Origin of the sequence: Kluyvera sichuanensis (assembly GCF_014218705.1) — a bacterium.
Lineage (GTDB): Bacteria > Pseudomonadota > Gammaproteobacteria > Enterobacterales > Enterobacteriaceae > Kluyvera > Kluyvera sichuanensis.
Genome location: NZ_JABBJF010000018.1, coordinates 1 through 24768, shown reverse-complemented (window position 1 = coordinate 24768; position 24768 = coordinate 1). Strand labels below are relative to the sequence as shown.

The 24768-nt window shown below is 51.5% G+C and carries 43 protein-coding genes; 37 read left to right on the top strand and 6 right to left on the bottom strand.

The genetic code is table 11. The features are described 5' to 3' along the window. Nucleotides 1-358 precede the first annotated feature (358 nt). The 31 genes from rpsJ (at nt 359) to HII27_RS16715 (ending at nt 15189) form a co-directional block, all read left to right on the top strand. Complete coding sequence (gene rpsJ, locus HII27_RS16865) at nt 359-670, top strand: 30S ribosomal protein S10 (protein ID WP_001181005.1); 312 nt, start codon at nt 359-361, stop codon at nt 668-670. 32 nt (nt 671-702) lie between these two features. Then, nucleotides 703-1332 (top strand): 50S ribosomal protein L3, encoded by a 630-nt coding sequence (gene rplC, locus HII27_RS16860; RefSeq protein ID WP_035894971.1) that lies wholly within the window; start codon nt 703-705, stop codon nt 1330-1332. A gap of 10 nt (nt 1333-1342) precedes the next feature. Next, nucleotides 1343-1948 carry a 50S ribosomal protein L4 gene (gene rplD / locus HII27_RS16855; RefSeq protein WP_003031119.1) on the top strand — a complete coding sequence of 202 codons (606 nt, stop codon included), beginning with the start codon at nt 1343-1345 and terminating at the stop codon, nt 1946-1948. Beyond that, entirely contained in the window at nt 1945-2247 is a 303-nt protein-coding gene (gene rplW / locus HII27_RS16850; protein ID WP_000617546.1) for a 50S ribosomal protein L23, read from the top strand. The genes rplD and rplW overlap by 4 nt, the downstream gene beginning before the upstream one ends. A gap of 17 nt (nt 2248-2264) precedes the next feature. Then, a complete protein-coding gene (rplB, locus tag HII27_RS16845) occupies nt 2265-3086 on the top strand; it encodes a 50S ribosomal protein L2 (RefSeq protein WP_035894977.1) in 822 nt (273 codons plus the stop codon). 16 nt (nt 3087-3102) lie between these two features. Beyond that, nucleotides 3103-3381 carry a 30S ribosomal protein S19 gene (gene rpsS, locus HII27_RS16840; RefSeq protein WP_001138117.1) on the top strand — a complete coding sequence of 93 codons (279 nt, stop codon included), beginning with the start codon at nt 3103-3105 and terminating at the stop codon, nt 3379-3381. Nucleotides 3382-3395: 14 nt separating this feature from the next. Further along, nucleotides 3396-3728, top strand: coding sequence for a 50S ribosomal protein L22 (gene rplV, locus HII27_RS16835; RefSeq protein WP_035894978.1), 333 nt, complete (start codon nt 3396-3398; stop codon nt 3726-3728). A 17-nt stretch (nt 3729-3745) separates the two neighbouring features. Then, a complete protein-coding gene (gene rpsC / locus HII27_RS16830; protein WP_006817277.1) occupies nt 3746-4444 on the top strand; it encodes a 30S ribosomal protein S3 in 699 nt (232 codons plus the stop codon). A 12-nt stretch (nt 4445-4456) separates the two neighbouring features. Then, nucleotides 4457-4867: a 50S ribosomal protein L16 gene (gene rplP / locus HII27_RS16825; protein ID WP_035894979.1), complete on the top strand. Its 411-nt coding sequence runs from the start codon at nt 4457-4459 to the stop codon at nt 4865-4867. After that, entirely contained in the window at nt 4867-5058 is a 192-nt protein-coding gene (gene rpmC, locus HII27_RS16820; RefSeq protein WP_002919754.1) for a 50S ribosomal protein L29, read from the top strand. The genes rplP and rpmC overlap by 1 nt, the downstream gene beginning before the upstream one ends. Further along, entirely contained in the window at nt 5058-5312 is a 255-nt protein-coding gene (rpsQ, locus tag HII27_RS16815; RefSeq protein ID WP_185668952.1) for a 30S ribosomal protein S17, read from the top strand. Before rpmC ends, rpsQ begins: the two co-directional genes overlap by 1 nt. 163 nt (nt 5313-5475) lie before the next feature. Further along, entirely contained in the window at nt 5476-5847 is a 372-nt protein-coding gene (gene rplN, locus HII27_RS16810; RefSeq protein WP_000613954.1) for a 50S ribosomal protein L14, read from the top strand. A 10-nt stretch (nt 5848-5857) separates the two neighbouring features. Continuing rightward, a complete protein-coding gene (rplX, locus tag HII27_RS16805; protein ID WP_035894981.1) occupies nt 5858-6172 on the top strand; it encodes a 50S ribosomal protein L24 in 315 nt (104 codons plus the stop codon). Nucleotides 6173-6186: 14 nt separating this feature from the next. Then, nucleotides 6187-6726 (top strand): 50S ribosomal protein L5, encoded by a 540-nt coding sequence (gene rplE, locus HII27_RS16800; RefSeq protein WP_064541635.1) that lies wholly within the window; start codon nt 6187-6189, stop codon nt 6724-6726. A gap of 14 nt (nt 6727-6740) precedes the next feature. Next, complete coding sequence (rpsN, locus tag HII27_RS16795) at nt 6741-7046, top strand: 30S ribosomal protein S14 (protein ID WP_035894983.1); 306 nt, start codon at nt 6741-6743, stop codon at nt 7044-7046. 30 nt (nt 7047-7076) lie between these two features. Then, the gene (gene rpsH, locus HII27_RS16790) at nt 7077-7469 is read left to right on the top strand and encodes a 30S ribosomal protein S8 (RefSeq protein WP_003031127.1); all 393 of its coding nucleotides are present in this window, start codon (nt 7077-7079) and stop codon (nt 7467-7469) included. Between the two features lie 12 nt (nt 7470-7481). Further along, complete coding sequence (rplF, locus tag HII27_RS16785) at nt 7482-8015, top strand: 50S ribosomal protein L6 (RefSeq protein ID WP_185668951.1); 534 nt, start codon at nt 7482-7484, stop codon at nt 8013-8015. 9 nt (nt 8016-8024) lie between these two features. Beyond that, on the top strand, nt 8025-8378 hold the full coding sequence (gene rplR, locus HII27_RS16780; RefSeq protein ID WP_000358960.1) for a 50S ribosomal protein L18: 354 nt from the start codon (nt 8025-8027) through the stop codon (nt 8376-8378). A 14-nt stretch (nt 8379-8392) separates the two neighbouring features. Then, on the top strand, nt 8393-8896 hold the full coding sequence (rpsE, locus tag HII27_RS16775) for a 30S ribosomal protein S5 (RefSeq protein ID WP_015962744.1): 504 nt from the start codon (nt 8393-8395) through the stop codon (nt 8894-8896). A gap of 3 nt (nt 8897-8899) precedes the next feature. Next, complete coding sequence (rpmD, locus tag HII27_RS16770; RefSeq protein ID WP_003863301.1) at nt 8900-9079, top strand: 50S ribosomal protein L30; 180 nt, start codon at nt 8900-8902, stop codon at nt 9077-9079. Nucleotides 9080-9082: 3 nt separating this feature from the next. After that, nucleotides 9083-9517 (top strand): 50S ribosomal protein L15, encoded by a 435-nt coding sequence (gene rplO, locus HII27_RS16765; protein WP_035894986.1) that lies wholly within the window; start codon nt 9083-9085, stop codon nt 9515-9517. Between the two features lie 7 nt (nt 9518-9524). Then, nucleotides 9525-10856, top strand: coding sequence for a preprotein translocase subunit SecY (secY, locus tag HII27_RS16760; RefSeq protein ID WP_035894987.1), 1332 nt, complete (start codon nt 9525-9527; stop codon nt 10854-10856). A gap of 31 nt (nt 10857-10887) precedes the next feature. Further along, on the top strand, nt 10888-11004 hold the full coding sequence (gene rpmJ, locus HII27_RS16755; protein WP_000868187.1) for a 50S ribosomal protein L36: 117 nt from the start codon (nt 10888-10890) through the stop codon (nt 11002-11004). A gap of 146 nt (nt 11005-11150) precedes the next feature. Beyond that, the gene (gene rpsM / locus HII27_RS16750; RefSeq protein WP_013364454.1) at nt 11151-11507 is read left to right on the top strand and encodes a 30S ribosomal protein S13; all 357 of its coding nucleotides are present in this window, start codon (nt 11151-11153) and stop codon (nt 11505-11507) included. 16 nt (nt 11508-11523) lie between these two features. Next, entirely contained in the window at nt 11524-11913 is a 390-nt protein-coding gene (rpsK, locus tag HII27_RS16745; protein WP_001029758.1) for a 30S ribosomal protein S11, read from the top strand. A gap of 33 nt (nt 11914-11946) precedes the next feature. Beyond that, complete coding sequence (gene rpsD / locus HII27_RS16740) at nt 11947-12567, top strand: 30S ribosomal protein S4 (protein WP_185668950.1); 621 nt, start codon at nt 11947-11949, stop codon at nt 12565-12567. A 25-nt stretch (nt 12568-12592) separates the two neighbouring features. Beyond that, complete coding sequence (locus HII27_RS16735) at nt 12593-13582, top strand: DNA-directed RNA polymerase subunit alpha (protein WP_002919219.1); 990 nt, start codon at nt 12593-12595, stop codon at nt 13580-13582. 40 nt (nt 13583-13622) lie between these two features. After that, on the top strand, nt 13623-14009 hold the full coding sequence (gene rplQ, locus HII27_RS16730) for a 50S ribosomal protein L17 (RefSeq protein WP_035894993.1): 387 nt from the start codon (nt 13623-13625) through the stop codon (nt 14007-14009). A gap of 109 nt (nt 14010-14118) precedes the next feature. Next, nucleotides 14119-14487 carry a DnaJ family domain-containing protein gene (locus tag HII27_RS16725; RefSeq protein WP_185668949.1) on the top strand — a complete coding sequence of 123 codons (369 nt, stop codon included), beginning with the start codon at nt 14119-14121 and terminating at the stop codon, nt 14485-14487. Nucleotides 14488-14489: 2 nt separating this feature from the next. Then, a complete protein-coding gene (gene zntR, locus HII27_RS16720) occupies nt 14490-14903 on the top strand; it encodes a Zn(2+)-responsive transcriptional regulator (protein ID WP_035894995.1) in 414 nt (137 codons plus the stop codon). Nucleotides 14904-14973: 70 nt separating this feature from the next. Next, nucleotides 14974-15189 carry an alternative ribosome-rescue factor A gene (locus HII27_RS16715; RefSeq protein ID WP_185668948.1) on the top strand — a complete coding sequence of 72 codons (216 nt, stop codon included), beginning with the start codon at nt 14974-14976 and terminating at the stop codon, nt 15187-15189. Here HII27_RS16715 and mscL read toward each other — a convergent pair whose 3' ends face one another. The 5 genes from mscL to def all read right to left on the bottom strand — a co-directional run bounded on the left by mscL (nt 15190) and on the right by def (nt 19961). Beyond that, on the bottom strand, nt 15190-15600 hold the full coding sequence (mscL, locus tag HII27_RS16710; protein ID WP_185668947.1) for a large-conductance mechanosensitive channel protein MscL: 411 nt from the start codon (nt 15598-15600) through the stop codon (nt 15190-15192). 148 nt (nt 15601-15748) lie between these two features. After that, nucleotides 15749-17125 carry a Trk system potassium transporter TrkA gene (gene trkA, locus HII27_RS16705; RefSeq protein ID WP_035895001.1) on the bottom strand — a complete coding sequence of 459 codons (1377 nt, stop codon included), beginning with the start codon at nt 17123-17125 and terminating at the stop codon, nt 15749-15751. 21 nt (nt 17126-17146) lie between these two features. Beyond that, nucleotides 17147-18436, bottom strand: a complete 1290-nt coding sequence (gene rsmB / locus HII27_RS16700; RefSeq protein WP_185668946.1) for a 16S rRNA (cytosine(967)-C(5))-methyltransferase RsmB — start codon at nt 18434-18436, stop codon at nt 17147-17149. Nucleotides 18437-18489: 53 nt separating this feature from the next. Beyond that, on the bottom strand, nt 18490-19437 hold the full coding sequence (fmt, locus tag HII27_RS16695) for a methionyl-tRNA formyltransferase (RefSeq protein WP_185668945.1): 948 nt from the start codon (nt 19435-19437) through the stop codon (nt 18490-18492). A 14-nt stretch (nt 19438-19451) separates the two neighbouring features. Beyond that, nucleotides 19452-19961 (bottom strand): peptide deformylase, encoded by a 510-nt coding sequence (gene def / locus HII27_RS16690; RefSeq protein ID WP_185668944.1) that lies wholly within the window; start codon nt 19959-19961, stop codon nt 19452-19454. 129 nt (nt 19962-20090) lie between these two features. On the opposite strand from def, the gene dprA reads away from it, so the two are divergent. From dprA to HII27_RS16660, 6 genes are read left to right on the top strand one after another with little or no spacing between them, the layout of a single operon-like run. Then, a complete protein-coding gene (gene dprA / locus HII27_RS16685) occupies nt 20091-21215 on the top strand; it encodes a DNA-protecting protein DprA (RefSeq protein ID WP_185668943.1) in 1125 nt (374 codons plus the stop codon). After that, nucleotides 21187-21660, top strand: coding sequence for a DUF494 family protein Smg (gene smg, locus HII27_RS16680; protein ID WP_123650834.1), 474 nt, complete (start codon nt 21187-21189; stop codon nt 21658-21660). The genes dprA and smg overlap by 29 nt, the downstream gene beginning before the upstream one ends. Before the next feature lie 26 nt (nt 21661-21686). After that, nucleotides 21687-22241 carry a DNA topoisomerase family protein gene (locus HII27_RS16675; RefSeq protein WP_185668942.1) on the top strand — a complete coding sequence of 185 codons (555 nt, stop codon included), beginning with the start codon at nt 21687-21689 and terminating at the stop codon, nt 22239-22241. Next, nucleotides 22234-22806 carry an L-threonylcarbamoyladenylate synthase type 1 TsaC gene (gene tsaC, locus HII27_RS16670; protein ID WP_185668941.1) on the top strand — a complete coding sequence of 191 codons (573 nt, stop codon included), beginning with the start codon at nt 22234-22236 and terminating at the stop codon, nt 22804-22806. Before HII27_RS16675 ends, tsaC begins: the two co-directional genes overlap by 8 nt. 3 nt (nt 22807-22809) lie before the next feature. Beyond that, the gene (gene aroE, locus HII27_RS16665) at nt 22810-23628 is read left to right on the top strand and encodes a shikimate dehydrogenase (protein ID WP_185668940.1); all 819 of its coding nucleotides are present in this window, start codon (nt 22810-22812) and stop codon (nt 23626-23628) included. Next, nucleotides 23625-23882, top strand: coding sequence for a DUF1488 family protein (locus HII27_RS16660; RefSeq protein WP_185668939.1), 258 nt, complete (start codon nt 23625-23627; stop codon nt 23880-23882). Before aroE ends, HII27_RS16660 begins: the two co-directional genes overlap by 4 nt. Here HII27_RS16660 and HII27_RS16655 read toward each other — a convergent pair. Beyond that, a complete protein-coding gene (locus tag HII27_RS16655; RefSeq protein WP_185668938.1) occupies nt 23858-24412 on the bottom strand; it encodes a gamma carbonic anhydrase family protein in 555 nt (184 codons plus the stop codon). The genes HII27_RS16660 and HII27_RS16655 overlap by 25 nt on opposite strands. Between the last annotated feature and the right edge of the window lie 356 nt (nt 24413-24768).

Sequence of the window (24768 nt, the reverse complement as noted above, 5' to 3'; positions counted from 1 at the left end):
GTCATGCCGACAGTGTGCGAGGCGAAGAGAGGGGCGGCAACGGCCGATGCGCGTTTTCACGAAGGGCTATCCAGACTCATACCCATCGTTGCAGTTTGTTCACCGATTCTGCTAGCCGCCTTCCAGGCTTTACTGACTAATTTATAAACGCGGCTTGCTTAGTATGGGTATACGTGTATAATGCGCGGGCTTGTCTAATATAGACAGCGGTTCAATATGAACCACCGGTACTGCGTAAGCGATACCAGACAATGTTCCCAATTGGGGAACTCTGTAAGAACGGTTACACTCTCCCATCAATCGTAATGGGTTTGAGGAGTAACTATTTCGTCTATAAAATAATTGGAGCTCTGGTCTCATGCAGAACCAAAGAATCCGTATCCGCCTGAAAGCGTTTGATCATCGTCTGATCGATCAATCAACCGCGGAAATCGTCGAGACTGCTAAGCGCACTGGTGCGCAAGTCCGTGGTCCGATCCCGCTGCCGACCCGCAAAGAGCGCTTTACCGTTCTGATCTCCCCGCACGTCAACAAAGACGCGCGTGATCAGTACGAAATTCGCACTCACAAGCGTCTGGTTGACATCGTTGAGCCAACTGAAAAAACCGTTGATGCTCTGATGCGTCTGGACCTGGCTGCCGGTGTAGACGTGCAGATCAGCCTGGGTTAATCAGGTCATCGAGCGATTGAGAGGTTGATACAATGATTGGTTTAGTCGGTAAAAAAGTGGGTATGACCCGCATCTTCACTGAAGATGGCGTTTCTATCCCAGTAACCGTTATCGAAGTTGAAGCAAACCGCGTTACTCAGATCAAAGATCTGGCTAACGATGGCTATCGCGCTGTTCAGGTTACCACTGGTGCTAAAAAAGCTAACCGTGTAACCAAGCCGGAAGCTGGTCACTTCGCTAAAGCTGGCGTAGAAGCTGGCCGCGGCCTGTGGGAGTTCCGTCTGGCAGATGGTGAAGAATACACCGTTGGTCAGGACATTAGCGTTGAACTGTTTGCTGACGTTAAAAAAGTTGACGTAACCGGTACCTCTAAAGGTAAAGGTTTCGCTGGTACCGTTAAGCGCTGGAACTTCCGTACCCAGGACGCTACTCACGGTAACTCCTTGTCTCACCGCGTTCCGGGTTCTATCGGTCAGAACCAGACTCCGGGCAAAGTGTTCAAAGGCAAGAAAATGGCAGGTCAGATGGGTAACGAACGTGTCACCGTTCAGAGCCTTGACGTAGTACGCGTTGACGCTGAGCGCAACCTGCTGCTGGTTAAAGGTGGTGTTCCGGGTGCGACCGGTTGCGACCTGATCGTTAAACCAGCTGTGAAGGCGTAAGGGGATAGCAATGGAATTAGTATTGAAAGACGCGCAGAGCGCGCTGACTGTTTCCGAAACTACCTTCGGTCGTGATTTCAACGAAGCGCTGGTTCACCAGGTTGTTGTTGCTTATGCAGCTGGTGCTCGTCAGGGTACTCGTGCTCAGAAGACTCGTGCTGAAGTAACTGGTTCAGGCAAAAAGCCATGGCGCCAGAAAGGTACCGGCCGTGCGCGTTCAGGTTCTATCAAGAGCCCGATCTGGCGTTCAGGTGGCGTGACCTTCGCTGCTCGTCCACAGGACCACAGTCAAAAAGTTAACAAAAAGATGTACCGCGGCGCGCTGAAAAGCATCCTGTCCGAACTGGTACGTCAGGATCGTCTGATCGTTGTCGAATCATTCTCTGTTGAAGCGCCTAAAACTAAGCTGCTGGCACAGAAACTGAAAGACATGGCTCTGGAAGATGTGCTGATCATCACCGGTGAGCTGGACGAAAACCTGTTCCTGGCTGCGCGCAACCTGCACAAGGTTGACGTACGCGATGCAACTGGTATCGACCCGGTTAGCCTGATCGCCTTCGACAAAGTCGTAATGACTGCTGATGCTGTTAAGCAAGTTGAGGAGATGCTGGCATGATTCGTGAAGAACGTCTGCTGAAGGTGCTGCGCGCACCGCACGTTTCTGAAAAAGCGTCTACTGCGATGGAAAAAACCAATACCATCGTTCTCAAAGTTGCCAAAGACGCGACCAAAGCAGAAATCAAAGCTGCTGTGCAGAAACTGTTTGAAGTCGAAGTCGAAGTCGTTAACACCCTGGTAGTTAAAGGGAAAGTTAAACGTCACGGACAGCGTATCGGTCGTCGTAGCGACTGGAAAAAAGCTTACGTCACCCTGAAGGAAGGCCAGAATCTGGACTTCGTCGGCGGCGCTGAGTAAGTCGGAGGAGTAATACAATGGCAGTTGTTAAATGTAAACCGACATCTCCGGGTCGTCGCCACGTCGTTAAAGTGGTCAACCCAGAGCTGCACAAGGGCAAACCTTTTGCTCCGCTGGTTGAAAAAAACAGCAAATCCGGTGGTCGTAACAACAATGGCCGCATCACCACTCGTCACATCGGTGGTGGTCACAAGCAGGCTTACCGTATTGTTGACTTCAAACGCAACAAAGACGGTATCCCGGCAATTGTTGAACGTCTTGAGTACGATCCGAACCGCTCCGCGAACATCGCGCTGGTTCTGTACAAAGACGGCGAACGTCGTTACATCCTGGCCCCTAAAGGCCTGAAAGCTGGCGACCAGATTCAGTCTGGCGTTGATGCTGCAATCAAAGCAGGTAACACCCTGCCGATGCGCAATATCCCGGTTGGTTCTACCGTTCATAACGTAGAAATGAAACCAGGTAAAGGCGGTCAGCTGGCACGTTCCGCTGGTACTTACGTTCAGATCGTTGCTCGTGATGGTGCTTATGTCACCCTGCGTCTGCGTTCTGGTGAAATGCGTAAAGTCGAAGCAGAATGCCGTGCAACTCTGGGCGAAGTTGGCAATGCTGAGCATATGCTGCGCGTTCTGGGTAAAGCAGGTGCTGCACGCTGGCGTGGTGTTCGTCCTACCGTTCGCGGTACCGCGATGAACCCAGTCGACCACCCACATGGTGGTGGTGAAGGTCGTAACTTTGGTAAGCACCCGGTATCCCCGTGGGGCCTGCAGACCAAAGGTAAGAAGACCCGCAGCAACAAGCGTACTGATAAATTCATCGTACGTCGCCGTAGCAAATAATTTTAGAGGATAAGCCATGCCACGTTCTCTCAAGAAAGGTCCTTTTATTGACCTGCACTTGCTGAAGAAGGTAGAGAAAGCGGTGGAAAGCGGAGACAAGAAGCCCCTGCGCACTTGGTCCCGTCGTTCAACGATCTTTCCTAACATGATCGGTTTGACCATCGCTGTCCATAATGGTCGTCAGCACGTTCCGGTATTTGTAACCGACGAAATGGTTGGTCACAAACTGGGTGAATTCGCACCGACTCGTACTTATCGCGGCCACGCTGCTGATAAAAAAGCGAAGAAGAAATAAGGTAGGAGGAAGAGATGGAAACTTTAGCTCAACATCGCCATGCTCGTTCTTCTGCTCAGAAGGTTCGCCTTGTTGCTGACCTGATTCGCGGTAAGAAAGTGTCGCAGGCGCTGGAAATTCTGACCTACACCAATAAGAAAGCGGCTGTACTGGTCAAGAAAGTTCTGGAATCTGCCATTGCTAACGCTGAACACAACGATGGCGCTGACATTGATGATCTGAAAGTTACGAAAATTTTCGTAGACGAAGGCCCAAGCATGAAGCGCATTATGCCGCGTGCTAAAGGTCGTGCAGATCGCATCCTGAAGCGCACCAGCCACATCACTGTGGTTGTGTCCGATCGCTGAGACTCTGGAGACTAGCAATGGGTCAGAAAGTACATCCTAATGGTATTCGCCTGGGTATTGTAAAACCATGGAACTCTACTTGGTTTGCGAACACCAAAGAATTCGCTGACAACCTAGACAGCGATTTTAAAGTACGTCAGTACCTGACTAAGGAACTGGCTAAGGCGTCCGTATCTCGTATCGTTATCGAGCGTCCGGCTAAGAGCATCCGTGTGACCATTCACACTGCTCGCCCGGGCATCGTTATCGGTAAGAAAGGCGAAGACGTAGAAAAACTGCGCAAGGTCGTAGCGGATATCGCTGGCGTTCCTGCACAGATCAATATCGCTGAAGTTCGTAAGCCTGAACTGGATGCTAAATTGGTTGCTGACAGCATCACTTCACAGCTGGAACGTCGCGTTATGTTCCGTCGTGCTATGAAGCGTGCTGTACAGAACGCAATGCGTCTGGGCGCGAAGGGTATTAAAGTTGAAGTTAGCGGCCGTCTGGGCGGCGCGGAAATCGCACGTACCGAATGGTACCGCGAAGGTCGCGTACCTCTGCACACTCTGCGTGCTGACATCGACTACAACACCTCTGAAGCGCACACCACTTACGGTGTAATCGGCGTTAAGGTATGGATCTTCAAAGGTGAGATCCTGGGTGGTATGGCTGCTGTTGAACAACCGGAACCGGCTGCTCAACCTAAAAAGCAGCAGCGTAAAGGCCGTAAATAAGGAGCGTCGCTGATGTTACAACCAAAGCGTACAAAATTCCGTAAAGTGCACAAAGGCCGTAACCGCGGTCTGGCGCAGGGTACGGATGTTAGCTTCGGCAGCTTCGGCCTGAAAGCTGTTGGCCGTGGTCGTCTGACTGCACGTCAGATCGAAGCAGCACGTCGTGCAATGACCCGTGCAGTTAAGCGTCAAGGTAAGATCTGGATCCGTGTATTCCCGGACAAACCGATCACCGAGAAACCGCTGGCAGTGCGTATGGGTAAAGGTAAAGGTAACGTGGAGTATTGGGTTGCCTTGATCCAGCCGGGTAAAGTCCTGTATGAAATGGACGGTGTCCCGGAAGAGCTGGCCCGTGAAGCATTCGGCCTCGCTGCAGCGAAACTGCCGATCAAAACCACCTTTGTAACTAAGACGGTGATGTAATGAAAGCAAAAGAGCTGCGTGAAAAAAGCGTTGAAGAGCTGAACGCTGAGCTGCTGAACCTGCTGCGTGAGCAGTTCAACCTGCGCATGCAGGCTGCCAGTGGCCAGCTGCAACAGACTCACCTGCTGAAGCAGGTTCGTCGTGATGTTGCACGCGTTAAGACTTTACTGACTCAGAAGGCGGGTGCGTAATGACCGATAAAATCCGTACTCTGCAAGGTCGCGTAGTTAGCGCAAAAATGGAGAAATCCATTGTTGTTGCTATCGAACGTATGGTGAAACACCCGGTATACGGCAAATTCATCAAACGTACGACCAAACTGCACGTACATGACGAGAACAACGAATGTGGTATCGGCGACAAGGTTGAAATCCGTGAATGCCGTCCACTGTCCAAGACTAAGTCCTGGACGCTGGTTCGCGTTGTAGAGAAAGCGGTTCTGTAATACAGTACTCGTTCTCGATACGAATAAACGGCTCAGCGATGAGCCGTTTATTTTTTCTACCCTTATCGTTGAAGCGGTGTTATAATGCCGCGCCCTCGATATGGGGCTTTTTAACGACCTGAATTCGGGTCTCAGTAGTAGTTGACATTAGCGGAGCACTAAAATGATCCAAGAACAGACTATGCTGAACGTCGCCGACAACTCCGGTGCACGTCGCGTAATGTGTATCAAGGTTCTGGGTGGCTCGCACCGTCGCTACGCAGGCGTAGGCGACATCATCAAGATCACCATCAAGGAAGCAATTCCACGTGGTAAGGTCAAAAAAGGTGATGTGCTGAAGGCGGTAGTGGTGCGCACCAAGAAGGGTGTTCGTCGCCCGGACGGTTCTGTCATTCGCTTCGATGGTAATGCATGCGTTATTTTAAACAATAACAGCGAGCAACCTATCGGTACGCGTATTTTTGGGCCGGTAACTCGTGAACTTCGTAACGAGAAGTTCATGAAAATTATCTCTCTGGCACCAGAAGTACTCTAAGGAGCGAATCATGGCAGCGAAAATCCGTCGTGATGACGAAGTTATCGTGTTAACCGGTAAAGATAAAGGTAAACGCGGTAAAGTTAAGAATGTCTTGTCTTCCGGCAAGGTTATCGTTGAAGGTATCAACCTGGTTAAGAAACACCAGAAGCCGGTTCCGGCTCTGAACCAACCAGGTGGCATTGTAGAGAAAGAAGCAGCTATTCAGATCTCTAACATTGCACTGTTCAACGCGGCTACCGGCAAGGCTGACCGTGTAGGCTTTAGATTCGAAGACGGCAAAAAAGTCCGTTTCTTCAAGTCTAACAGCGAAACTATCAAGTAATTTGGAGTAGTACGATGGCGAAACTGCATGATTACTACAAAGACGAAGTAGTCGCTAAACTCATGTCTGAGTTTAACTACAATTCTGTCATGCAAGTCCCTCGGGTCGAGAAGATCACCCTGAACATGGGTGTTGGTGAAGCGATCGCTGACAAGAAACTGCTGGATAACGCAGCAGCTGATCTGACAGCAATCTCCGGTCAAAAGCCGTTGATCACCAAAGCACGCAAATCTGTTGCAGGCTTCAAAATCCGTCAGGGCTATCCGATCGGCTGTAAAGTAACTCTGCGTGGCGAACGCATGTGGGAGTTCTTTGAGCGCCTGATCACTATTGCTGTACCACGTATCCGTGACTTCCGTGGCTTGTCCGCTAAGTCATTCGACGGCCGTGGTAACTACAGCATGGGTGTCCGTGAGCAGATCATCTTCCCAGAAATCGACTACGATAAAGTCGACCGCGTACGTGGTTTGGATATTACCATCACCACTACTGCGAAATCTGACGAAGAAGGCCGTGCTCTGCTGGCTGCCTTTGACTTCCCGTTCCGCAAGTAAGGTAGGGTTACTGAATGGCTAAGCAATCAATGAAAGCACGCGAAGTAAAGCGCGTAGCTTTAGCTGATAAATTCTTCGCTAAACGCGCTGAACTCAAAGCTATCATCTCTGATGTGAACGCAACCGACGAAGATCGTTGGAATGCTGTTCTGAAGCTGCAGTCTCTGCCGCGTGATTCCAGCCCGTCTCGTCAGCGTAAACGCTGCCGTCAAACTGGTCGTCCGCATGGCTATGTGGGCAAGTTCGGGTTGAGCCGTATCAAGCTTCGTGAAGCCGCTATGCGCGGTGAAGTACCAGGCTTGAAAAAGGCTAGCTGGTAATTACCAATTGAATCACGGGAGTAAAGACAGATGAGCATGCAAGATCCGATCGCGGATATGCTGACCCGTATCCGTAACGGTCAGGCCGCGAATAAAGCTGCGGTCACCATGCCTTCCTCCAAGCTGAAAGTGGCAATTGCCAACGTGCTGAAGGAAGAAGGTTTTATTGAAGATTTTAAAGTTGAAGGCGACACCAAGCCGGAACTGGAACTTACTCTTAAGTATTTCCAGGGTAAAGCTGTTGTAGAAAGCATTCAGCGTGTTAGTCGCCCAGGTCTGCGTATTTATAAGCGCAAAGACGAGCTGCCAAAAGTTATGGCTGGCATGGGTATCGCGGTTGTTTCTACCTCTAAAGGTGTTATGACTGATCGTGCAGCGCGCCAGGCTGGTCTTGGTGGCGAAATTATCTGCTACGTAGCCTAATCGGAGGAAAAAATGTCTCGTGTTGCTAAAGCACCGGTCGTTGTTCCTGCCGGCGTTGATGTAAAAATCAACGGTCAGGTTATTACGATCAAAGGTAAGAACGGCGAGCTGACTCGTACTCTCAACGATGCTGTTGAAGTTAAACAGGCAGATAATGCCCTGACCTTCGGTCCACGTGATGGTTACGTAGACGGCTGGGCTCAGGCTGGTACCGCGCGTGCCCTGCTGAACTCAATGGTTATCGGTGTTACCGAAGGCTTCACTAAAAAGCTTCAGCTGGTTGGTGTAGGTTATCGTGCAGCGATCAAAGGGAATGCAGTAAGCCTGTCTTTAGGCTTCTCTCACCCTGTTGAGCATCAGCTGCCTGCAGGTATTACTGCTGAATGTCCGACTCAAACTGAAATCGTGCTGAAAGGCGCTGATAAGCAGGTGATCGGTCAGGTAGCAGCTGATCTGCGCGCCTACCGTCGTCCTGAGCCTTATAAAGGCAAGGGTGTTCGTTACGCCGACGAAGTCGTGCGTACCAAAGAGGCTAAGAAGAAGTAAGGTAACACTATGGATAAGAAATCTGCTCGTATCCGTCGTGCGACCCGCGCACGCCGCAAGCTCCAGGAGCTGGGTGCAACTCGCCTGGTGGTACATCGTACCCCGCGTCATATTTACGCACAGGTCATTGCACCAAACGGTTCCGAAGTTCTGGTAGCTGCTTCTACTGTAGAAAAAGCTATCGCTGAACAACTGAAGTACACCGGTAACAAAGACGCTGCAGCAGCTGTGGGTAAAGCTGTCGCTGAACGCGCTCTGGAAAAAGGCATCAAAGATGTGTCCTTTGACCGTTCCGGGTTCCAATATCATGGTCGCGTCCAGGCACTGGCAGATGCTGCCCGTGAAGCTGGCCTTCAGTTCTAAGGTAGAGGTGTAAGATGGCTCACATCGAAAAACAAGCTGGCGAACTGCAGGAAAAGCTGATCGCGGTAAACCGCGTATCTAAAACCGTTAAAGGTGGTCGTATTTTCTCCTTCACAGCTCTGACTGTAGTTGGTGATGGTAACGGTCGCGTTGGTTTTGGTTACGGTAAAGCGCGTGAAGTTCCAGCAGCGATCCAGAAAGCGATGGAAAAAGCCCGTCGCAATATGATTAACGTCGCGCTGAATACCGGCACCCTGCAGCACCCAGTTAAGGGTACTCACACGGGTTCTCGTGTATTCATGCAGCCGGCTTCTGAAGGTACCGGTATCATCGCCGGTGGTGCAATGCGCGCCGTCCTGGAAGTCGCTGGGGTTCGTAACGTTCTGGCTAAAGCGTATGGTTCCACCAACCCGATTAACGTGGTTCGTGCAACTATCGACGGTCTGGAAAATATGAAATCTCCGGAAATGGTCGCTGCCAAGCGTGGTAAATCCGTTGAAGAAATTCTGGGGAAATAAACCATGGCAAAGACTATTAAAATTACTCAAACCCGCAGTGCAATCGGTCGTCTGCCGAAACACAAGGCAACGCTGCTTGGCCTGGGTCTGCGTCGTATTGGTCACACCGTAGAACGCGAGGATACTCCTGCTGTTCGTGGTATGGTCAACGCGGTTTACTTCATGGTTAAAGTTGAGGAGTAAGAGATGCGTTTAAATACTCTGTCTCCGGCCGAAGGCTCTAAAAAGGCGGGTCGCCGTCTGGGTCGTGGTATCGGTTCTGGCCTCGGCAAAACCGGCGGTCGTGGTCACAAAGGTCAGAAGTCTCGTTCTGGCGGTGGCGTACGTCGTGGTTTCGAGGGTGGCCAGATGCCACTGTACCGTCGTCTGCCGAAGTTCGGCTTCACTTCTCGCAAATCAGCGATTACAGCGGAAGTCCGTCTGTCTGACCTGGCGAAAGTGGAAGGCGGTATTGTTGACCTGAACACGCTGAAAGCAGCTAACATTATCGGTATTCAGATCGAGTTCGCGAAAGTGATCCTGTCTGGTGAGGTTTCTACCCCGGTAACTGTTCGTGGCCTGCGTGTTACTAAAGGCGCTCGTGCTGCTATCGAAGCTGCTGGCGGTAAAATCGAGGAATAAGTAGCAGATGGCTAAACAACCGGGATTAGATTTTCAAAGTGCCAAAGGTGGCTTAGGCGAGCTGAAACGCAGACTGTTGTTTGTAATCGGTGCGCTTATTGTGTTCCGTATTGGCTCTTTTATTCCGATCCCTGGTATTGATGCCGCTGTACTTGCCAAACTGCTTGAGCAACAGCGAGGCACTATCATTGAAATGTTCAACATGTTCTCTGGTGGTGCTCTCAGCCGTGCTTCTATCTTTGCCCTGGGTATCATGCCGTATATTTCGGCATCGATTATTATCCAGCTGCTGACGGTGGTTCATCCAACGCTGGCAGAAATCAAGAAAGAAGGGGAGTCTGGTCGTCGTAAGATCAGCCAGTACACCCGTTACGGCACTCTGGTGCTGGCAATATTCCAGTCAATCGGTATTGCTACCGGTTTACCGAATATGCCTGGTATGCAGGGCCTGGTAATCAATCCAGGCTTTGCATTCTATTTCACCGCTGTTGTGAGTCTGGTTACAGGGACTATGTTCCTGATGTGGCTCGGCGAACAGATTACTGAGCGTGGTATCGGCAACGGTATCTCAATCATTATCTTCGCTGGTATCGTTGCGGGACTCCCGCCAGCCATTGCCCATACTATCGAGCAAGCACGTCAAGGCGACCTGCACTTCCTCCTGTTGCTGTTGGTTGCAGTATTAGTGTTTGCAGTGACGTTCTTTGTTGTATTTGTTGAACGTGGTCAACGCCGCATTGTGGTAAACTACGCGAAACGTCAGCAAGGTCGTCGTGTCTATGCTGCACAGAGCACACATTTACCGCTGAAAGTGAATATGGCCGGGGTAATCCCAGCAATCTTCGCTTCCAGTATTATTCTGTTCCCTGCGACCATCGCGTCATGGTTCGGGGGCGGTACCGGTTGGAACTGGCTGACAACAATTTCGCTGTATTTGCAGCCTGGGCAACCGCTTTATGTGTTACTCTATGCGTCTGCAATCATCTTCTTCTGTTTCTTCTACACGGCGTTGGTCTTCAACCCGCGTGAAACAGCAGATAACCTGAAGAAGTCCGGTGCATTTGTACCAGGAATTCGTCCGGGAGAGCAAACGGCGAAGTATATCGATAAAGTAATGACTCGCCTGACTCTCGTTGGTGCGTTGTATATTACTTTTATCTGCCTGATCCCGGAGTTCATGCGTGATGCAATGAAAGTGCCGTTCTACTTCGGTGGGACATCGCTACTGATCGTTGTTGTCGTGATTATGGACTTTATGGCTCAAGTGCAAACTCTGATGATGTCAAGTCAGTACGAGTCTGCATTGAAGAAGGCGAACCTCAAAGGCTATAGCCGCTAAAAGGTCGCCCGAGAAGTTACGGAGAGTAAAAATGAAAGTTCGTGCTTCCGTCAAGAAATTATGCCGTAACTGCAAAATCGTTAAGCGTGATGGTGTCATCCGTGTGATTTGCAGCGCCGAGCCGAAGCATAAACAGCGCCAAGGCTGATTTATTCGCATATTTTTCTTGCAAAGTTGGGTTGAGCTGGCTAGATTAGCCAGCCAATCTTTTGTATGTCTGTACGTTTCCATTTGAGTATCCTGAAAACGGGCTTTTCAGCATGGTGCGTACATATTAAATAGTAGGAGTGCATAGTGGCCCGTATAGCAGGCATTAACATTCCTGATCAGAAACATGCTGTGATCGCGTTAACCTCGATCTATGGCGTCGGCAAGACCCGTTCTAAAGCCATCCTGGCTGCTGCGGGTATCGCTGAAAATGTTAAGATCAGTGAGCTGTCTGAAGGACAAATCGACACGCTGCGTGACGAAGTTGCCAAATTTGTCGTTGAAGGTGATCTGCGCCGTGAAATTAGCATGAGCATCAAGCGCCTGATGGATCTTGGTTGCTATCGCGGTTTGCGTCATCGTCGTGGTCTCCCGGTTCGCGGCCAGCGTACCAAGACCAACGCACGTACCCGTAAGGGACCGCGCAAACCGATCAAGAAATAATCGGGGTGATTGAATAATGGCAAAGGCACCAGTTCGTGCACGTAAGCGTGTAAGAAAACAAGTCTCTGATGGCGTGGCTCATATCCATGCTTCTTTTAACAACACCATCGTAACTATTACCGATCGTCAGGGTAATGCGCTGGGTTGGGCAACAGCCGGTGGTTCCGGTTTCCGTGGTTCGCGTAAATCCACTCCGTTTGCAGCTCAGGTTGCAGCAGAGCGTTGCGCTGACGCCGTTAAAGAATACGGCATCAAGAATCTGGAAGTTATGGTTAAAGGTCCGGGTCCAGGCCGCGAATCTACTATTCGTGCTCTGAACGCCGCTGGTTTCCGCATCACTAATATTACTGATGTGACTCCGATCCCTCATAACGGTTGTCGTCCGCCGAAGAAACGTCGCGTATAACGCTTCGTTTTCCAGGTTTGTTGGAGAAAGAAAATGGCAAGATATTTGGGTCCTAAGCTCAAGCTGAGCCGTCGTGAGGGCACCGACTTATTCCTTAAGTCTGGCGTTCGCGCGATCGATACCAAGTGTAAAATTGAACAAGCTCCTGGCCAGCACGGTGCGCGTAAACCGCGTCTGTCTGACTATGGTGTGCAGTTGCGTGAAAAGCAAAAAGTTCGTCGTACCTACGGCGTGCTGGAGCGTCAGTTCCGTAACTATTACAAAGAAGCAGCACGTCTGAAAGGCAACACCGGTGAAAACCTGTTGGCTCTGCTGGAAGGTCGTCTGGACAACGTAGTATACCGTATGGGCTTTGGCGCCACTCGTGCAGAAGCACGTCAGCTGGTTAGCCATAAAGCAGTCATGGTAAACGGTCGTGTTGTTAACATCGCTTCTTATCAGGTTAAAGCGAATGACGTTGTTAGCATCCGTGAGAAAGCGAAAAAGCAATCTCGCGTTAAAGCCGCTCTGGAGCTGGCTGAACAGCGTGAAAAGCCAACCTGGCTGGAAGTTGATGCTGGCAAGATGGAAGGCACGTTCAAGCGTCAGCCTGAGCGTTCTGATCTGTCTGCGGACATTAACGAACACCTGATCGTCGAGCTTTACTCCAAGTAAAGCTTAGTACCAAAGAGAGGACACAATGCAGGGTTCTGTGACAGAGTTTCTAAAACCGCGCCTGGTAGATATCGAGCAAGTGAGTTCGACGCACGCCAAGGTGACCCTTGAGCCTTTAGAGCGTGGCTTTGGCCATACTCTGGGTAACGCACTGCGCCGTATTCTGCTCTCATCGATGCCGGGTTGCGCGGTGACCGAGGTTGAGATTGATGGTGTACTTCATGAGTACAGCACCAAAGAAGGCGTTCAGGAAGATATCCTTGAAATCCTGCTCAACCTGAAAGGGCTGGCGGTGAGAGTTCAGGGTAAAGATGAAGTTATTCTTACCTTGAATAAATCTGGCATTGGCCCTGTGACCGCAGCCGATATCACCCATGATGGTGATGTCGAAATCGTCAAGCCGCAGCACGTGATCTGCCACCTGACCGATGAGAACGCAGCTATCAGCATGCGTATCAAAGTTCAGCGCGGTCGCGGTTATGTGCCGGCTTCTGCCCGAATTCATTCGGAAGAAGATGAGCGCCCGATCGGCCGTCTGTTGGTCGACGCATGCTACAGCCCTGTAGAGCGTATTGCCTACAATGTTGAAGCAGCGCGTGTAGAACAGCGTACCGACCTGGACAAGCTGGTCATCGAAATGGAAACCAACGGCACAATCGATCCTGAAGAGGCGATTCGTCGTGCGGCAACCATCCTGGCAGAACAACTGGAAGCTTTCGTTGACTTACGTGATGTACGTCAGCCGGAAGTGAAAGAAGAGAAACCAGAATTCGATCCGATCCTGCTGCGCCCTGTTGACGATCTGGAATTGACTGTCCGCTCTGCTAACTGCCTCAAGGCAGAAGCTATCCACTATATCGGTGATCTGGTACAGCGTACCGAGGTTGAGCTTCTTAAGACGCCTAACCTGGGTAAAAAATCTCTTACCGAGATTAAAGACGTGCTGGCCTCACGTGGTCTTTCTCTGGGCATGCGCCTGGAAAATTGGCCGCCGGCAAGCATTGCTGACGAGTAACCGGATCACAGGTTAAGGTTTTACTGAGAAGGATAAGGTCATGCGCCATCGTAAGAGTGGTCGTCAACTGAACCGCAACAGCAGCCATCGCCAGGCTATGTTCCGCAACATGGCAGGTTCACTGGTTCGTCATGAAATCATCAAGACGACCCTGCCTAAAGCGAAAGAACTGCGTCGCGTAGTTGAGCCGCTGATTACTCTTGCCAAGACTGATAGCGTTGCTAATCGTCGTCTGGCATTCGCCCGTACTCGTGATAACGAGATCGTGGCAAAACTGTTTAACGAACTGGGCCCGCGTTTCGCGAGCCGTACCGGTGGTTACACTCGCATTCTGAAGTGTGGCTTCCGTGCAGGCGACAACGCGCCGATGGCTTACATCGAGCTGGTTGATCGTTCAGAATCGAAAGCAGAAGCAGCTGCAGAGTAATCTGTAGTAAAGTAAAAAAACCCGCCTCGGCGGGTTTTTTTATATCCCCGTTACCCCCACCCTTCTACAATAGTCGTATCTTTTCTGTTCATTTCTCCGGAGTAGGTACATGTGGTTACTGGATCAATGGGCCGAACGCCATATTACCGATGCGCAGCGCAAAGGTGAGTTTGATAACCTGCCAGGTCAGGGTGAACCACTGGTGCTTGACGATGATTCCGCCGTACCCGAAGCGTTACGTTCTGGCTATCGGTTGTTGAAGAACGCGGGGTGTTTGCCCCCAGAACTTGAGCAGCGTAAGCAGGCCGTTGAATTAGCCGATTTGCTGAAAGGTATTCGTCGGGAAGATGCGCGCTATCAGGAACTGAGCCGTCGACTGGCGCTAATGGAACTGAAATTGCAGCAAGCAGGATTAAGTACTGATTTTCTGCGCGGTGACTATGCCGATAAGCTGATGAGTAAAATTAACGAGGAGTAGCTATGTACCGCATTGGTGAACTGTCAAAGCTTGCCGGCGTGACGCCGGATACCGTGCGCTATTATGAAAAACAGCAGATGATGAGCCATGATATTCGCACTGAAGGCGGCTTTCGCCTTTATACTGCGGACGATCTTCAGCGCCTGAAGTTTATTCGCTATGCCCGACAGTTGGGGTTTACTCTTGAGTCAATCCGCGAATTACTTTCGATCCGCGTGGATCCCGCTCACCACACCTGCCAGGAATCAAAAGGGATCGTACAGGCTCGCTTGAGCGAAGTTGAATCTCGAATCGAAGAACTGCAGGCGATGCAGCGCGCGCTAAAACAGCTGAATGATGCCTGCTGTGGGACTGCGCATAGCAGCCAACATTGCTCTATTCTCGGGATTCTGGAAGAGGGGGCGGGGGCATCGTAAAATGTGAGTTGAGTGTTTACATAATTAGATCTACACTCGCCGCGTAATAAACACACAATCAGGAGATGTTATGAGCCGCTATCAGCATACGAAGGGGCAGATTAAAGACAATGCCATCGAAGCCCTATTACATGACCCGCTGTTTCGTCAGCGCGTAGAGAAAAATAAGAAAGGTAAAGGCAGCTATCTGCGGAAAGAAAAACACGGTAAGGGGTACGGGCGGGAGGCCAGTGGCAAACAAGCGATGCGCTTTTTTACCACTGGCTTTCTGCTTTCTGCGGCCTGATTAAGAACGGTTGTTCTGTTCTTTCAGCAGGTCACGAATTTCAGACAGCAGGACTTCTTCTTTGGTTGGTGCAGGAGCAGCAGCTGGCTCCTCTTTCTTACGGTTAAGCTTGTTGATAAGTTTTATCGCCATAAAGATGGCGAAGGCAACAATCACAAAATCGAAGATGTTCTGAATGAATACGCCATAATGCATGACCACTGCCGGTACATCACCTTGCGCATCGCGCAGCGTTACCGCGAACTGCTTGAAATCAATCCCACCAATGAGCAGCCCCAGCGGCGGCATGATGATGTCCGCAACTAATGACGATACAATCTTGCCAAACGCTGCACCAATAATGACACCCACTGCCAAATCGACAACATTTCCTCGCATCGCGAATTCGCGAAACTCTTTAATAATGCTCATTTTATTCTCCCTTGTGCTAGCTGACGTTTATAAGTTTAACAAATGTTTATCTATTTTCCATTGGTGATAATAAATATGGCAGTATTAATTAACCCTTAAATAATAGCGGGTTAATAAAAAAGGCGCTCTATTGAGCGCCTTTGGGTAATTAAAGGAAGAAGGGACTTGGCTGGAACAAGCGTTCCACGTCCGAAATATATTTTTTATCGGTCAGGAACATAATCACGTGGTCGCCTTGCTCAATGCGTAAATTGTCATTAGCAATCATCACGTCATTTCCGCGTACCACCGCGCCAATAATAGTACCTGGCGGCAGTTTGATTTCATCGATAACGCGGCCCACTACGCGCGAAGTACTTTCATCACCGTGTGCGACGGCTTCAATAGCTTCGGCAACGCCGCGGCGAAGAGAAGAAACGCCCACAATATCCGCTTTACGCACGTGGCTCAGCAGTGCGGAGATCGTTGCCTGCTGCGGGGAGATCGCAATATCGATAACGCTCCCCTGCACCAAATCAACGTAGGCTTTACGTTGAATCAGCACCATCACTTTCTTGGCGCCCATTCGCTTAGCCAGCATCGCTGACATGATATTGGCTTCATCATCGTTGGTGACGGCAATAAACAGATCAACTTGATCGATATGTTCTTCCGCCAGCAGTTCTTGATCCGATGCATCGCCAAAGAATACGATCGTATTCTGCAGCTTTTCAGCAAGCTCCGCCGCACGCTGTTGATTACGTTCAATCAACTTCACGCTGTAATCTTTTTCCAGCTGGCGCGCCAGGCCTGCACCGATGTTCCCGCCGCCGACCAGCATAATGCGCTTGTATGGTTTCTCCAGACGCTGAAGCTCGCTCATTACCGCTCGAATATGCTGCGATGCGGCAATAAAGAAGACTTCATCCCCAGCCTCAACGATAGTTGAGCCCTGCGGGCGAATAGGTCGGTCGTGACGGAAAATAGCGGCTACGCGGGTATCGATATGCGGCATATGTTCGCGCATAGTCGAAAGCGCATTACCCACCAGAGGCCCGCCGTAGTAGGCTTTAACGACAGCCAGGCTCACCTTACCTTCGGCAAAGTTTACCACCTGCAGCGCGCCTGGGTACTCAATCAGGCGGTAGATGTTATCGATAACCAGCTGTTCTGGTGCAATCAGGTGATCGATAGGTACGGCATCGCTGTGGAACAGTTTCTCCGCATCGCGTACATAGTCCGGGGAACGGATACGGGCGATACGGTTTGGTGTGTTGAACAGTGAGTAGGCCACCTGGCAGGCAACCATGTTGGTTTCATCTGAACTGGTCACCGCGACGAGCATATCGGCATCATCGGCACCCGCTTCGCGCAGTACCCGGGGATGAGAAGCGTGACCCTGAACCACGCGCAGGTCGAATTTATCCTGCAGGCTGCGCAGCCGCTCGCCGTTAGTATCGACAATCGTGATGTCGTTATTTTCCCCGACCAGGTTTTCCGCCAGTGTGCCGCCAACCTGTCCGGCACCCAGAATGATAATTTTCATCAGTTGCGACCCGTTATCTCATCACTTCTTGATTAGCTTAGCGTAGAAGAAACCATCGCCTTCTTCTGCACCCGGTAAATTCTGTTGGCCAGGCTGTTCAGGTGTACCTGTATCGCTGAGCACGGCATCAGGTGTCCGCGCCAGGAACGCGGCAATTTGCTGCTGATTCTCTTCTGGCAGGATAGAACAGGTTGCATAAACTAACGTACCGCCCGGCTTCAGGTGAGCCCAGGTAGCATTGAGAATTTCAGCCTGCAGCTGAGCCAGCTCAGGGATATCGCGGTCGCGGCGCAGCCACTTGATGTCCGGGTGACGACGAATAACCCCGGTGGCGGAGCATGGCGCATCCAGCAGGATACGATCGAACAACTGCTCGCCGCACCATTGCTCTGGATAGCGGCCATCGCCCTGCTTAACGGTTGCCTTCATGCCAAGACGTTTAAGGTTGTCGTAAACGCGTGACAGGCGCTTTTCATCAACATCAACCGCCAGCACGTCAGCCTGTGGTGCGACTTCCAGGATATGTGTGGTTTTCCCCCCTGGCGCGCAGCACAGATCCAGGATCTGCTCACCGTTTTCCGGCTGTAGATAACGCATGCAGCCCTGAGCGGAAGCGTCCTGTACGGTAACCCAGCCCTGCTCGAAGCCTGGTAATGCTAACACCGATGCAGGTGTTTCCAGACGCACGGTATCTGGATAATCCGGGTGCGGGAAACCGGTCATGCCTGCTTCCGTCAGTAAGTCTAACCAGGCATCGCGGGTATGGTGATTACGGTTGACGCGTAGCCACATTGGCGGGCGTTGGTTGTTGGCCTCAAGAATGGCTTCCCACTGCTGCGGATAGGCATTCTTGATGCGTTTCACCAGCCAGGACGGGTGCAGAAAACGCAGTTCGCTTTGGGAGAATTCAGACAGCAGCTCTTCCTGACGACGTTGAAACTGGCGTAATACTCCGTTGATCAGCCCTTTGAGCTGCGGACGCTTGATGACCACGGCACCTTCAACGGTTTCGGCCAGCGCGGCGTGCGGGGGAATACGGGTATGCAGCAACTGATAAAAGCCAACCATAATCAGATAGTGGACGGTGCGCTGTTTGCCCGTCATCGGGCGCTCCATCAGCTGCTGGATCATCCATTCCAACTGAGAGAGTGTGCGCAGCACGCCGAAGCACAGCTCTTGCAATAGTGCTTTATCTTTATCGGCCACTTTTTGCTGCAATGCAGGCAGCACGTTGCTTAACGACTGGCCCTTTTCGACGACCTGCTCTACGGCCTGCGCCGCCATACTGCGTAAATTAAGATGTTTTTTCATAACCGCAAAAATAAAAATGCCCGGAGACTCCGGGCTTTAAAAGGTATGAACCGTCAAAGCAGACGGTTACCGGGAATGAACCACTCCCGACGTGAATTCAGCAGATCCTGTGCGCTCATCGCCTTCTTACCCGCTGGCTGTAGCGAAATAAGGTTGAGGATACCGTCACCGGTTGCGACCTGAATTCCCTGGCGAGTCGCTTCCAGGATGGTACCTGGCTCGGCGCCGGCGGGTTTATCAATCACCGTCGCCTGCCAGATTTTTACCGGCTGCTCATCAATGACGATGTAGCTCATCGGCCACGGGTTGAAGGCGCGGATGCAGCGCTCAAGCTGTGCTGCGCTGAGCGTCCAGTCAACCAGCGCTTCTTCTTTGCTGAGCTTCTCAGCGTAGCTGACCAATGCTTCATCCTGAACTTCAGGCTTAGCCGCGCCGGTCGCCAGCAGATGCAGCGTATGCAGCAGTCCCTGCGGGCCCAGTTCGGCCAGTTTGTCGTAGAGGCTGGCGCTGGTATCTTCAGCGGTAATCGGGCAGGAGAGCTTATGCAGCATATCGCCCGTATCCAGACCTACGTCCATCTGCATGATGGTGACGCCGGTTTCACTATCACCTGCCCAGAGCGAACGCTGAATGGGTGCAGCACCACGCCAGCGCGGCAGCAAGGAACCGTGAACGTTAATACAGCCGAGGCGCGGCATAGCCAGCACGGCTTTCGGCAGGATAAGCCCGTAGGCGACCACGACCATCACGTCAGCCTGCAGGTCAGCGACCAGCTTCTGGTTTTCTTCAGGGCGCAGTGAGACTGGCTGGAAGACCGGAATACCTTTCTCTTCCGCCAGCACTTTGACCGGGCTTGGCATCAGTTTCTTACCGCGACCGGCAGGGCGGTCTGGCTGGGTAAATACACCAACGACCTGGTGCTCAGACGACAACAGCGCGTCAAGATGACGCGCTGCAAAGTCAGGGGTACCCGCAAAAATAATACGTAGTGAATCTGACACGTTAATCCTTATCCTTAGGCACGCGCGTTCAGGCGATCCAGTTTCTCAACTTTCTGGCGAATACGTTGCTGTTTTAACGGAGAAAGATAATCGATAAACAGTTTACCGACTAAGTGGTCCATTTCATGCTGAATGCAGATAGCCAGCAGACCATCGGCTTCAAGCTCGAACGGCTTACCGTTACGGTCGAGAGCGCGAATTTTCACGCGTTCAGCGCGAGGAACCAGCGCGCGCTGTTCAGGAATGGACAGGCAACCTTCTTCAATACCGGTGTCACCGTCTTTTTCCAACAGCTCAGGGTTGATCAGCACCAGTTGGTCGGCGCGATCCTCTGACACATCGATAACGATAATGCGTTGATGAATATCGACCTGCGTTGCCGCCAGGCCAATACCTTCCTCGGCGTACATTGTCTCGAACATATCGTCGACAATTCGCTGAATTTCTTCATTCACTTCTTTTACCGGTGCGGCGACTTTGCGAAGACGCTCGTCCGGAATATGTAATACTTGCAAAACTGCCATAAATATCCAGAGTTCTGTTCAGGAGTAGGAAAGATTATTACCTCTATTCTAGACAAAACCCCCTCTAATTGACAGCATCAGTGACCAATCGCAAGGATTGCTGATGCCGCATGTGGCAAGGGGGAAAGGATGTCGCCAGAAGATATAGCCTTCCGGCTGATGAAGGTAAATGATTTGTATGGCGATGAGATGCTGTATGCGCTTTGCACGCTTCGCCGGGAAAGCAATATCACTCGCCAGACGCTCTTTGCGTTAGGGTTTAGTATTAAGCAGGCCGAACGATTTTTCGCCCTAACGCAGAGCGAGATAGAGGACAATCAGCGCTGGTTGGACATACCAGGAAACCACCTTTTACTCGCCGACTCTCCTTATTACCCTGAGCCGCTTCGTGCTATCCGCGATTATCCCGCCGTGCTGTGCGTGCACGGCAATCTCACATTATTACGCTCTCCACAGCTTGCGGTTGTCGGCAGTCGCCATCACTCACACTATGGTGAACGGTGGGGGAGGTACTTTTGTGAGGTGTTGGCGAGGCAGGGAGTGACTATCACCAGCGGTCTGGCATTGGGTATTGACGGTGTGGCGCATCGTAGCGCCCTGCAGGTGGAAGGGAACACTATCGCCATTCTGGGTAGCGGCCTGGCTCATATTTACCCCCATCGACACCGAGCGCTAGCTGAGCAGATTGTTGAACATGGCGGGGCGCTGGTTTCTGAGTTTCCGTTAAGTGCCGCGCCTGCGGCGTATAACTTCCCCCGTCGTAACCGCATCATTAGCGGTCTGAGCCGTGGCGTCCTGGTGGTGGAGGCCGCGCTGCGTAGCGGCTCGTTAGTGACAGCGAGGTGCGCACTCGAGCAAGGGCGAGAGGTGTTTGCGATACCCGGCCCGCTGGGAAATCCTGGCATGGAAGGGCCGCACTGGCTTATCAAGCAGGGGGCGATGATGGTGACGGAACCTGAGGATATTCTGGCGCTTTTTCCTGGATTAAACAGACATTTGTCCGAACCGCCCGAAATGACAAATAATTGTGCAGATAAGGAATGTGTAGCATTGCCATTTCCTGAGCTCCTGGCTAACGTAGGAGATGAGGTAACACCTGTTGACGTCGTCGCTGAACGTGCCGGCCAACCTGTGCCAGTGACCGTGGCTCAGCTACTTGAACTGGAGTTAGCAGGGTGGATCGCAGCTGTACCCGGCGGCTATGTCCGATTAAGGAGGGCAGGCCATGTTCGACGTACTAATGTATTTGTTTGAGACCTACATCCATACAGAAACAGACATGCGCGTGGATCAGGACAAACTGACTCGGGATCTTACCGATGCAGGGTTCGAACGTGAAGATATCTTCAACGCGCTAATATGGCTGGAAAAGCTCGCCGACTATCAGGAAGGCCTCGTAGAACCGATGCAGCTTGCGTCCGACCCTCTCTCCGTGCGTATTTTCACTGAGGAAGAGAGTCAACGACTGGATGCCAGCTGCCGGGGATTCCTGTTATTCCTTGAGCAGATTCAGGTGCTGAACCTCGAAACGCGGGAAATGGTGATTGAACGCGTCATGGCGTTGGATACCGCAGAGTTTGAGCTGGAAGAACTGAAGTGGGTCATTTTGATGGTTCTGTTCAATCTTCCGGGCTGCGAAAACGCCTATCAACAAATGGAAGAATTACTCTTCGAGACGAATGAAGGTATGCTGCATTAATTCATTTTGTGGCATCAAGAGTTGTTATGGCCAAATCTGCACTGTTTTCGGTGTCTAAAAACGAGCCCTGTCCGCAGTGCGGGGCTGAACTGGTTATACGGTCCGGTAAACACGGGCCGTTTCTGGGCTGTTCCCATTATCCGGAATGCGATTACGTTCGTCCCCTGAAAAGCCAGGCGGATGGACATATCGTTAAAATTCTGGAGGGGCAGTCATGTCCAGAGTGTGGTGCCGTACTGGTGTTGCGCCAGGGGCGCTTTGGCATGTTCATTGGATGCAGCCAGTATCCTGAATGTGAACACACTGAGGTTATTGATAAACCCGATGAAACGGCAATCGTCTGTCCCGCGTGTCAGCAAGGGCACCTGGTGCAGCGCCGTTCTCGCTTTGGTAAAAACTTTCATTCCTGCGATCGCTATCCGGAATGTCAGTTCGTCATTAACTTCACTCCGGTAGCGGGGGAGTGCCCCGAGTGCCATTACCCGCTGCTTATCGAAAAGAAAACGGCGCAGGGCGTAAAACGCTTTTGTGCCAGCAAACAATGTGGAAAGCCGGTACCGGCGAAACAAATCAGTGAATAAAAACCTGCCATCAGAGGCCGTACAGCGTGCGGTTGTCGCTCTGAACAATAAAGAAGTCATCGCTTATCCAACCGAAGCCGTATTTGGCGTTGGTTGCGATCCCGACAGTGAAGAAGCCGTCATGAGCCTGCTGGCGCTGAAACAGCGCCCGGTAGAGAAAGGATTAATCCTGATCGCCGCAAGCTTTGATCAGCTTAAACCTTATATTGACGACAGCATGCTGACCGAAGCGCAGCGCGCCACCGTGTTTGCGCGTTGGCCGGGCCCGGTGACTTTCGTCTTCCCGGCGAAATCAACCACGCCAGGTTGGTTAACCGGTCGTTTTAGCTCGTTGGCCGTTCGTGTCACGGATCACCCAGTGGTGATTGCACTCTGTGAGGCCTACGGTAAACCGTTGGTTTCTACCAGCGCAAACCTGACCGGTCTGCCGCCGTGCCGGACCACCGCCGAAGTGCTTGCGCAGTTTGGTGATGATTTCCCGGTGGTTGATGCGCCGACTGGGGGACGACTGAATCCATCTGAAATTCTTGATGCCCTGACGGGCGAACGTTTTCGCCAGGGGTAAACCGTGGAAAGCTACGTTGTTTTTGGTAACCCGATTGCGCACAGCAAATCACCGTTCATTCATCAGCAGTTTGCCGAACAGTTGAGTATCGCCCACCCCTATGGGCGTATGCTGGCGCCGCTGGATGGCTTCGTCGATACGCTAAACACCTTCTTCCAACAGGGTGGAAAGGGGGCCAATGTCACGGTGCCCTTTAAAGAAGAGGCATTCGCCCGGGCAGATGAACTGACGGAACGCGCTGCGCTGGCGGGGGCGGTCAACACGCTTAAGCGTCTTGATGATGGGCGAATTCTCGGTGATAACACCGATGGCATTGGTCTGCTGAGCGACCTGGAACGTCTGGGGCTGATTAAGCCTGGCTATCGTGTGCTGTTGATTGGCGCGGGTGGAGCGGCTCGTGGCGTGCTGCTGCCTTTACTCTCTCTGGATTGTAACGTGACGCTGACCAACCGTACCCATGCTCGTGCCCAGACATTAGCGGAATTGTTCCACCATACTGGAAGCGTCAACGCCATCCCAATGTCCGAGCTTTCCGGACACGAATTCGATCTCATCATTAATGCAACCTCCAGCGGTATTGCCGGAGAGACGCCGCCTATCCCCGAGTCGCTGATTAACCATCATGTTTGCTGCTATGACATGTTCTATCAGAAAGGTGATACCGCATTTCTCGCATGGTGTGCCGAGCACGGCGCTAAACGCTATGCTGATGGGCTCGGTATGCTGGTGGGCCAGGCTGCTCATGCGGTATTACTGTGGCATGGGATTTTGCCGGATGTCGAACCGGTGATTGCATCCCTAAAACGCGAGCTGGGTGTATGAACCAGGCGATCCAGTTTCCCGAGCGTGAAGAGTGGCGTGAGGACGTGGAGGCCGTTTGTTTCCCTGCGCTGGTGAACGGCATGCAGCTAACGTGCGCGCTCAGGGCTGAGATCATAGCGCGCCGCTTTGGTGGCGAGACGTCTCAACAGTGGCTCTCGCTGTTTTGCGAAAATCGCTGGGATCTGGAAGAGGAAGCCAGCGATCTTATTCGTGAACAGCAGGAAGATAATCAGGGTTGGGTTTGGTTGTCCTGATCCAGATAGTCGTTTTTCCACTTCACATAGTTATTGGCCGAATAGCGTAACCCTTCCAGTTCGGCCTCTTTCAACGGACGAACCTGTTTCACCGGGCTGCCAAGATAAAGATAACCGCTTTCCAGACGCTTATGTTGCGGGACCAGGCTACCGGCACCAATCATCACATCGTCTTCTACGACGACACCGTCCAGTAATATAGAACCCATACCAACCAATACGCGATTGCCTATCGTGCAGCCGTGCAACATGACCTTATGTCCGACCGTCACATCCTCACCAACGATCAGCGGATTGCCTTCTGGGTTTTTCGCTGATTTATGCGTGACGTGAAGAACGCTGCCATCCTGGATATTACTGCGGGCGCCAACCTGAATGTAGTTAACGTCACCGCGTGCAGCTACCAGTGGCCAGATGCTGACATCATCAGCTAGACGAACGTCGCCAACGATCACGCTAGAGTCGTCGATCATCACGCGATCGCCGATGACGGGGAATAAATCTTTATAGCGACGTAAAACGGCAGACATGTTTACCTCTTTGAAACGGTGTCATGGTGAGATTTCTTCCCATTATCGGCCCAATTTGGTTGTTTCTCATCTCAAAAATTAAGCAAATTGCACACTTACGACGCAAAAAGCGTGAAAAAACGACACTTAGAAAAAAAAGTGAGAAAAGGGGTTGTGTGAAAAACAAAGTTCCCTATAATGCGCACCCACTGAGACGGCAAACGTGAATCACTTCACACTAATTAGCCGGTTCGGTTGAAGAGAAAAACCTGAAAATGAGGGTTGACTCTGAAAGAGGAAAGCGTAATATACGCCACCTCGCAACAGTGAGCGAAAGCCGTGTTGCACTGCTCTTTAACAATTTATCAGACAATCTG

Excerpts from the sequence above, each read along its gene's own strand:
- rpsJ (WP_001181005.1), top strand. The coding sequence starts at position 359 with ATGCAGAACCAAAGAATCCGTATCCGCCTGAAAGCGTTTGATCATCGT.
- rplC (WP_035894971.1), top strand. The coding sequence starts at position 703 with ATGATTGGTTTAGTCGGTAAAAAAGTGGGTATGACCCGCATCTTCACT.
- rplD (WP_003031119.1), top strand. The coding sequence starts at position 1,343 with ATGGAATTAGTATTGAAAGACGCGCAGAGCGCGCTGACTGTTTCCGAA.
- rplW (WP_000617546.1), top strand. The coding sequence starts at position 1,945 with ATGATTCGTGAAGAACGTCTGCTGAAGGTGCTGCGCGCACCGCACGTT.
- rplB (WP_035894977.1), top strand. The coding sequence starts at position 2,265 with ATGGCAGTTGTTAAATGTAAACCGACATCTCCGGGTCGTCGCCACGTC.
- rpsS (WP_001138117.1), top strand. The coding sequence starts at position 3,103 with ATGCCACGTTCTCTCAAGAAAGGTCCTTTTATTGACCTGCACTTGCTG.
- rplV (WP_035894978.1), top strand. The coding sequence starts at position 3,396 with ATGGAAACTTTAGCTCAACATCGCCATGCTCGTTCTTCTGCTCAGAAG.
- rpsC (WP_006817277.1), top strand. The coding sequence starts at position 3,746 with ATGGGTCAGAAAGTACATCCTAATGGTATTCGCCTGGGTATTGTAAAA.
- rplP (WP_035894979.1), top strand. The coding sequence starts at position 4,457 with ATGTTACAACCAAAGCGTACAAAATTCCGTAAAGTGCACAAAGGCCGT.
- rpmC (WP_002919754.1), top strand. The coding sequence starts at position 4,867 with ATGAAAGCAAAAGAGCTGCGTGAAAAAAGCGTTGAAGAGCTGAACGCT.
- rpsQ (WP_185668952.1), top strand. The coding sequence starts at position 5,058 with ATGACCGATAAAATCCGTACTCTGCAAGGTCGCGTAGTTAGCGCAAAA.
- rplN (WP_000613954.1), top strand. The coding sequence starts at position 5,476 with ATGATCCAAGAACAGACTATGCTGAACGTCGCCGACAACTCCGGTGCA.
- rplX (WP_035894981.1), top strand. The coding sequence starts at position 5,858 with ATGGCAGCGAAAATCCGTCGTGATGACGAAGTTATCGTGTTAACCGGT.
- rplE (WP_064541635.1), top strand. The coding sequence starts at position 6,187 with ATGGCGAAACTGCATGATTACTACAAAGACGAAGTAGTCGCTAAACTC.
- rpsN (WP_035894983.1), top strand. The coding sequence starts at position 6,741 with ATGGCTAAGCAATCAATGAAAGCACGCGAAGTAAAGCGCGTAGCTTTA.
- rpsH (WP_003031127.1), top strand. The coding sequence starts at position 7,077 with ATGAGCATGCAAGATCCGATCGCGGATATGCTGACCCGTATCCGTAAC.
- rplF (WP_185668951.1), top strand. The coding sequence starts at position 7,482 with ATGTCTCGTGTTGCTAAAGCACCGGTCGTTGTTCCTGCCGGCGTTGAT.
- rplR (WP_000358960.1), top strand. The coding sequence starts at position 8,025 with ATGGATAAGAAATCTGCTCGTATCCGTCGTGCGACCCGCGCACGCCGC.
- rpsE (WP_015962744.1), top strand. The coding sequence starts at position 8,393 with ATGGCTCACATCGAAAAACAAGCTGGCGAACTGCAGGAAAAGCTGATC.
- rpmD (WP_003863301.1), top strand. The coding sequence starts at position 8,900 with ATGGCAAAGACTATTAAAATTACTCAAACCCGCAGTGCAATCGGTCGT.
- rplO (WP_035894986.1), top strand. The coding sequence starts at position 9,083 with ATGCGTTTAAATACTCTGTCTCCGGCCGAAGGCTCTAAAAAGGCGGGT.
- secY (WP_035894987.1), top strand. The coding sequence starts at position 9,525 with ATGGCTAAACAACCGGGATTAGATTTTCAAAGTGCCAAAGGTGGCTTA.
- rpmJ (WP_000868187.1), top strand. The coding sequence starts at position 10,888 with ATGAAAGTTCGTGCTTCCGTCAAGAAATTATGCCGTAACTGCAAAATC.
- rpsK (WP_001029758.1), top strand. The coding sequence starts at position 11,524 with ATGGCAAAGGCACCAGTTCGTGCACGTAAGCGTGTAAGAAAACAAGTC.
- rpsD (WP_185668950.1), top strand. The coding sequence starts at position 11,947 with ATGGCAAGATATTTGGGTCCTAAGCTCAAGCTGAGCCGTCGTGAGGGC.
- HII27_RS16735 (WP_002919219.1), top strand. The coding sequence starts at position 12,593 with ATGCAGGGTTCTGTGACAGAGTTTCTAAAACCGCGCCTGGTAGATATC.
- rplQ (WP_035894993.1), top strand. The coding sequence starts at position 13,623 with ATGCGCCATCGTAAGAGTGGTCGTCAACTGAACCGCAACAGCAGCCAT.
- HII27_RS16725 (WP_185668949.1), top strand. The coding sequence starts at position 14,119 with ATGTGGTTACTGGATCAATGGGCCGAACGCCATATTACCGATGCGCAG.
- zntR (WP_035894995.1), top strand. The coding sequence starts at position 14,490 with ATGTACCGCATTGGTGAACTGTCAAAGCTTGCCGGCGTGACGCCGGAT.
- HII27_RS16715 (WP_185668948.1), top strand. The coding sequence starts at position 14,974 with ATGAGCCGCTATCAGCATACGAAGGGGCAGATTAAAGACAATGCCATC.
- mscL (WP_185668947.1), bottom strand. The coding sequence starts at position 15,600 with ATGAGCATTATTAAAGAGTTTCGCGAATTCGCGATGCGAGGAAATGTT.
- trkA (WP_035895001.1), bottom strand. The coding sequence starts at position 17,125 with ATGAAAATTATCATTCTGGGTGCCGGACAGGTTGGCGGCACACTGGCG.
- rsmB (WP_185668946.1), bottom strand. The coding sequence starts at position 18,436 with ATGAAAAAACATCTTAATTTACGCAGTATGGCGGCGCAGGCCGTAGAG.
- def (WP_185668944.1), bottom strand. The coding sequence starts at position 19,961 with ATGGCAGTTTTGCAAGTATTACATATTCCGGACGAGCGTCTTCGCAAA.
- dprA (WP_185668943.1), top strand. The coding sequence starts at position 20,091 with ATGTCGCCAGAAGATATAGCCTTCCGGCTGATGAAGGTAAATGATTTG.
- smg (WP_123650834.1), top strand. The coding sequence starts at position 21,187 with ATGTTCGACGTACTAATGTATTTGTTTGAGACCTACATCCATACAGAA.
- HII27_RS16675 (WP_185668942.1), top strand. The coding sequence starts at position 21,687 with ATGGCCAAATCTGCACTGTTTTCGGTGTCTAAAAACGAGCCCTGTCCG.
- HII27_RS16660 (WP_185668939.1), top strand. The coding sequence starts at position 23,625 with ATGAACCAGGCGATCCAGTTTCCCGAGCGTGAAGAGTGGCGTGAGGAC.
- HII27_RS16655 (WP_185668938.1), bottom strand. The coding sequence starts at position 24,412 with ATGTCTGCCGTTTTACGTCGCTATAAAGATTTATTCCCCGTCATCGGC.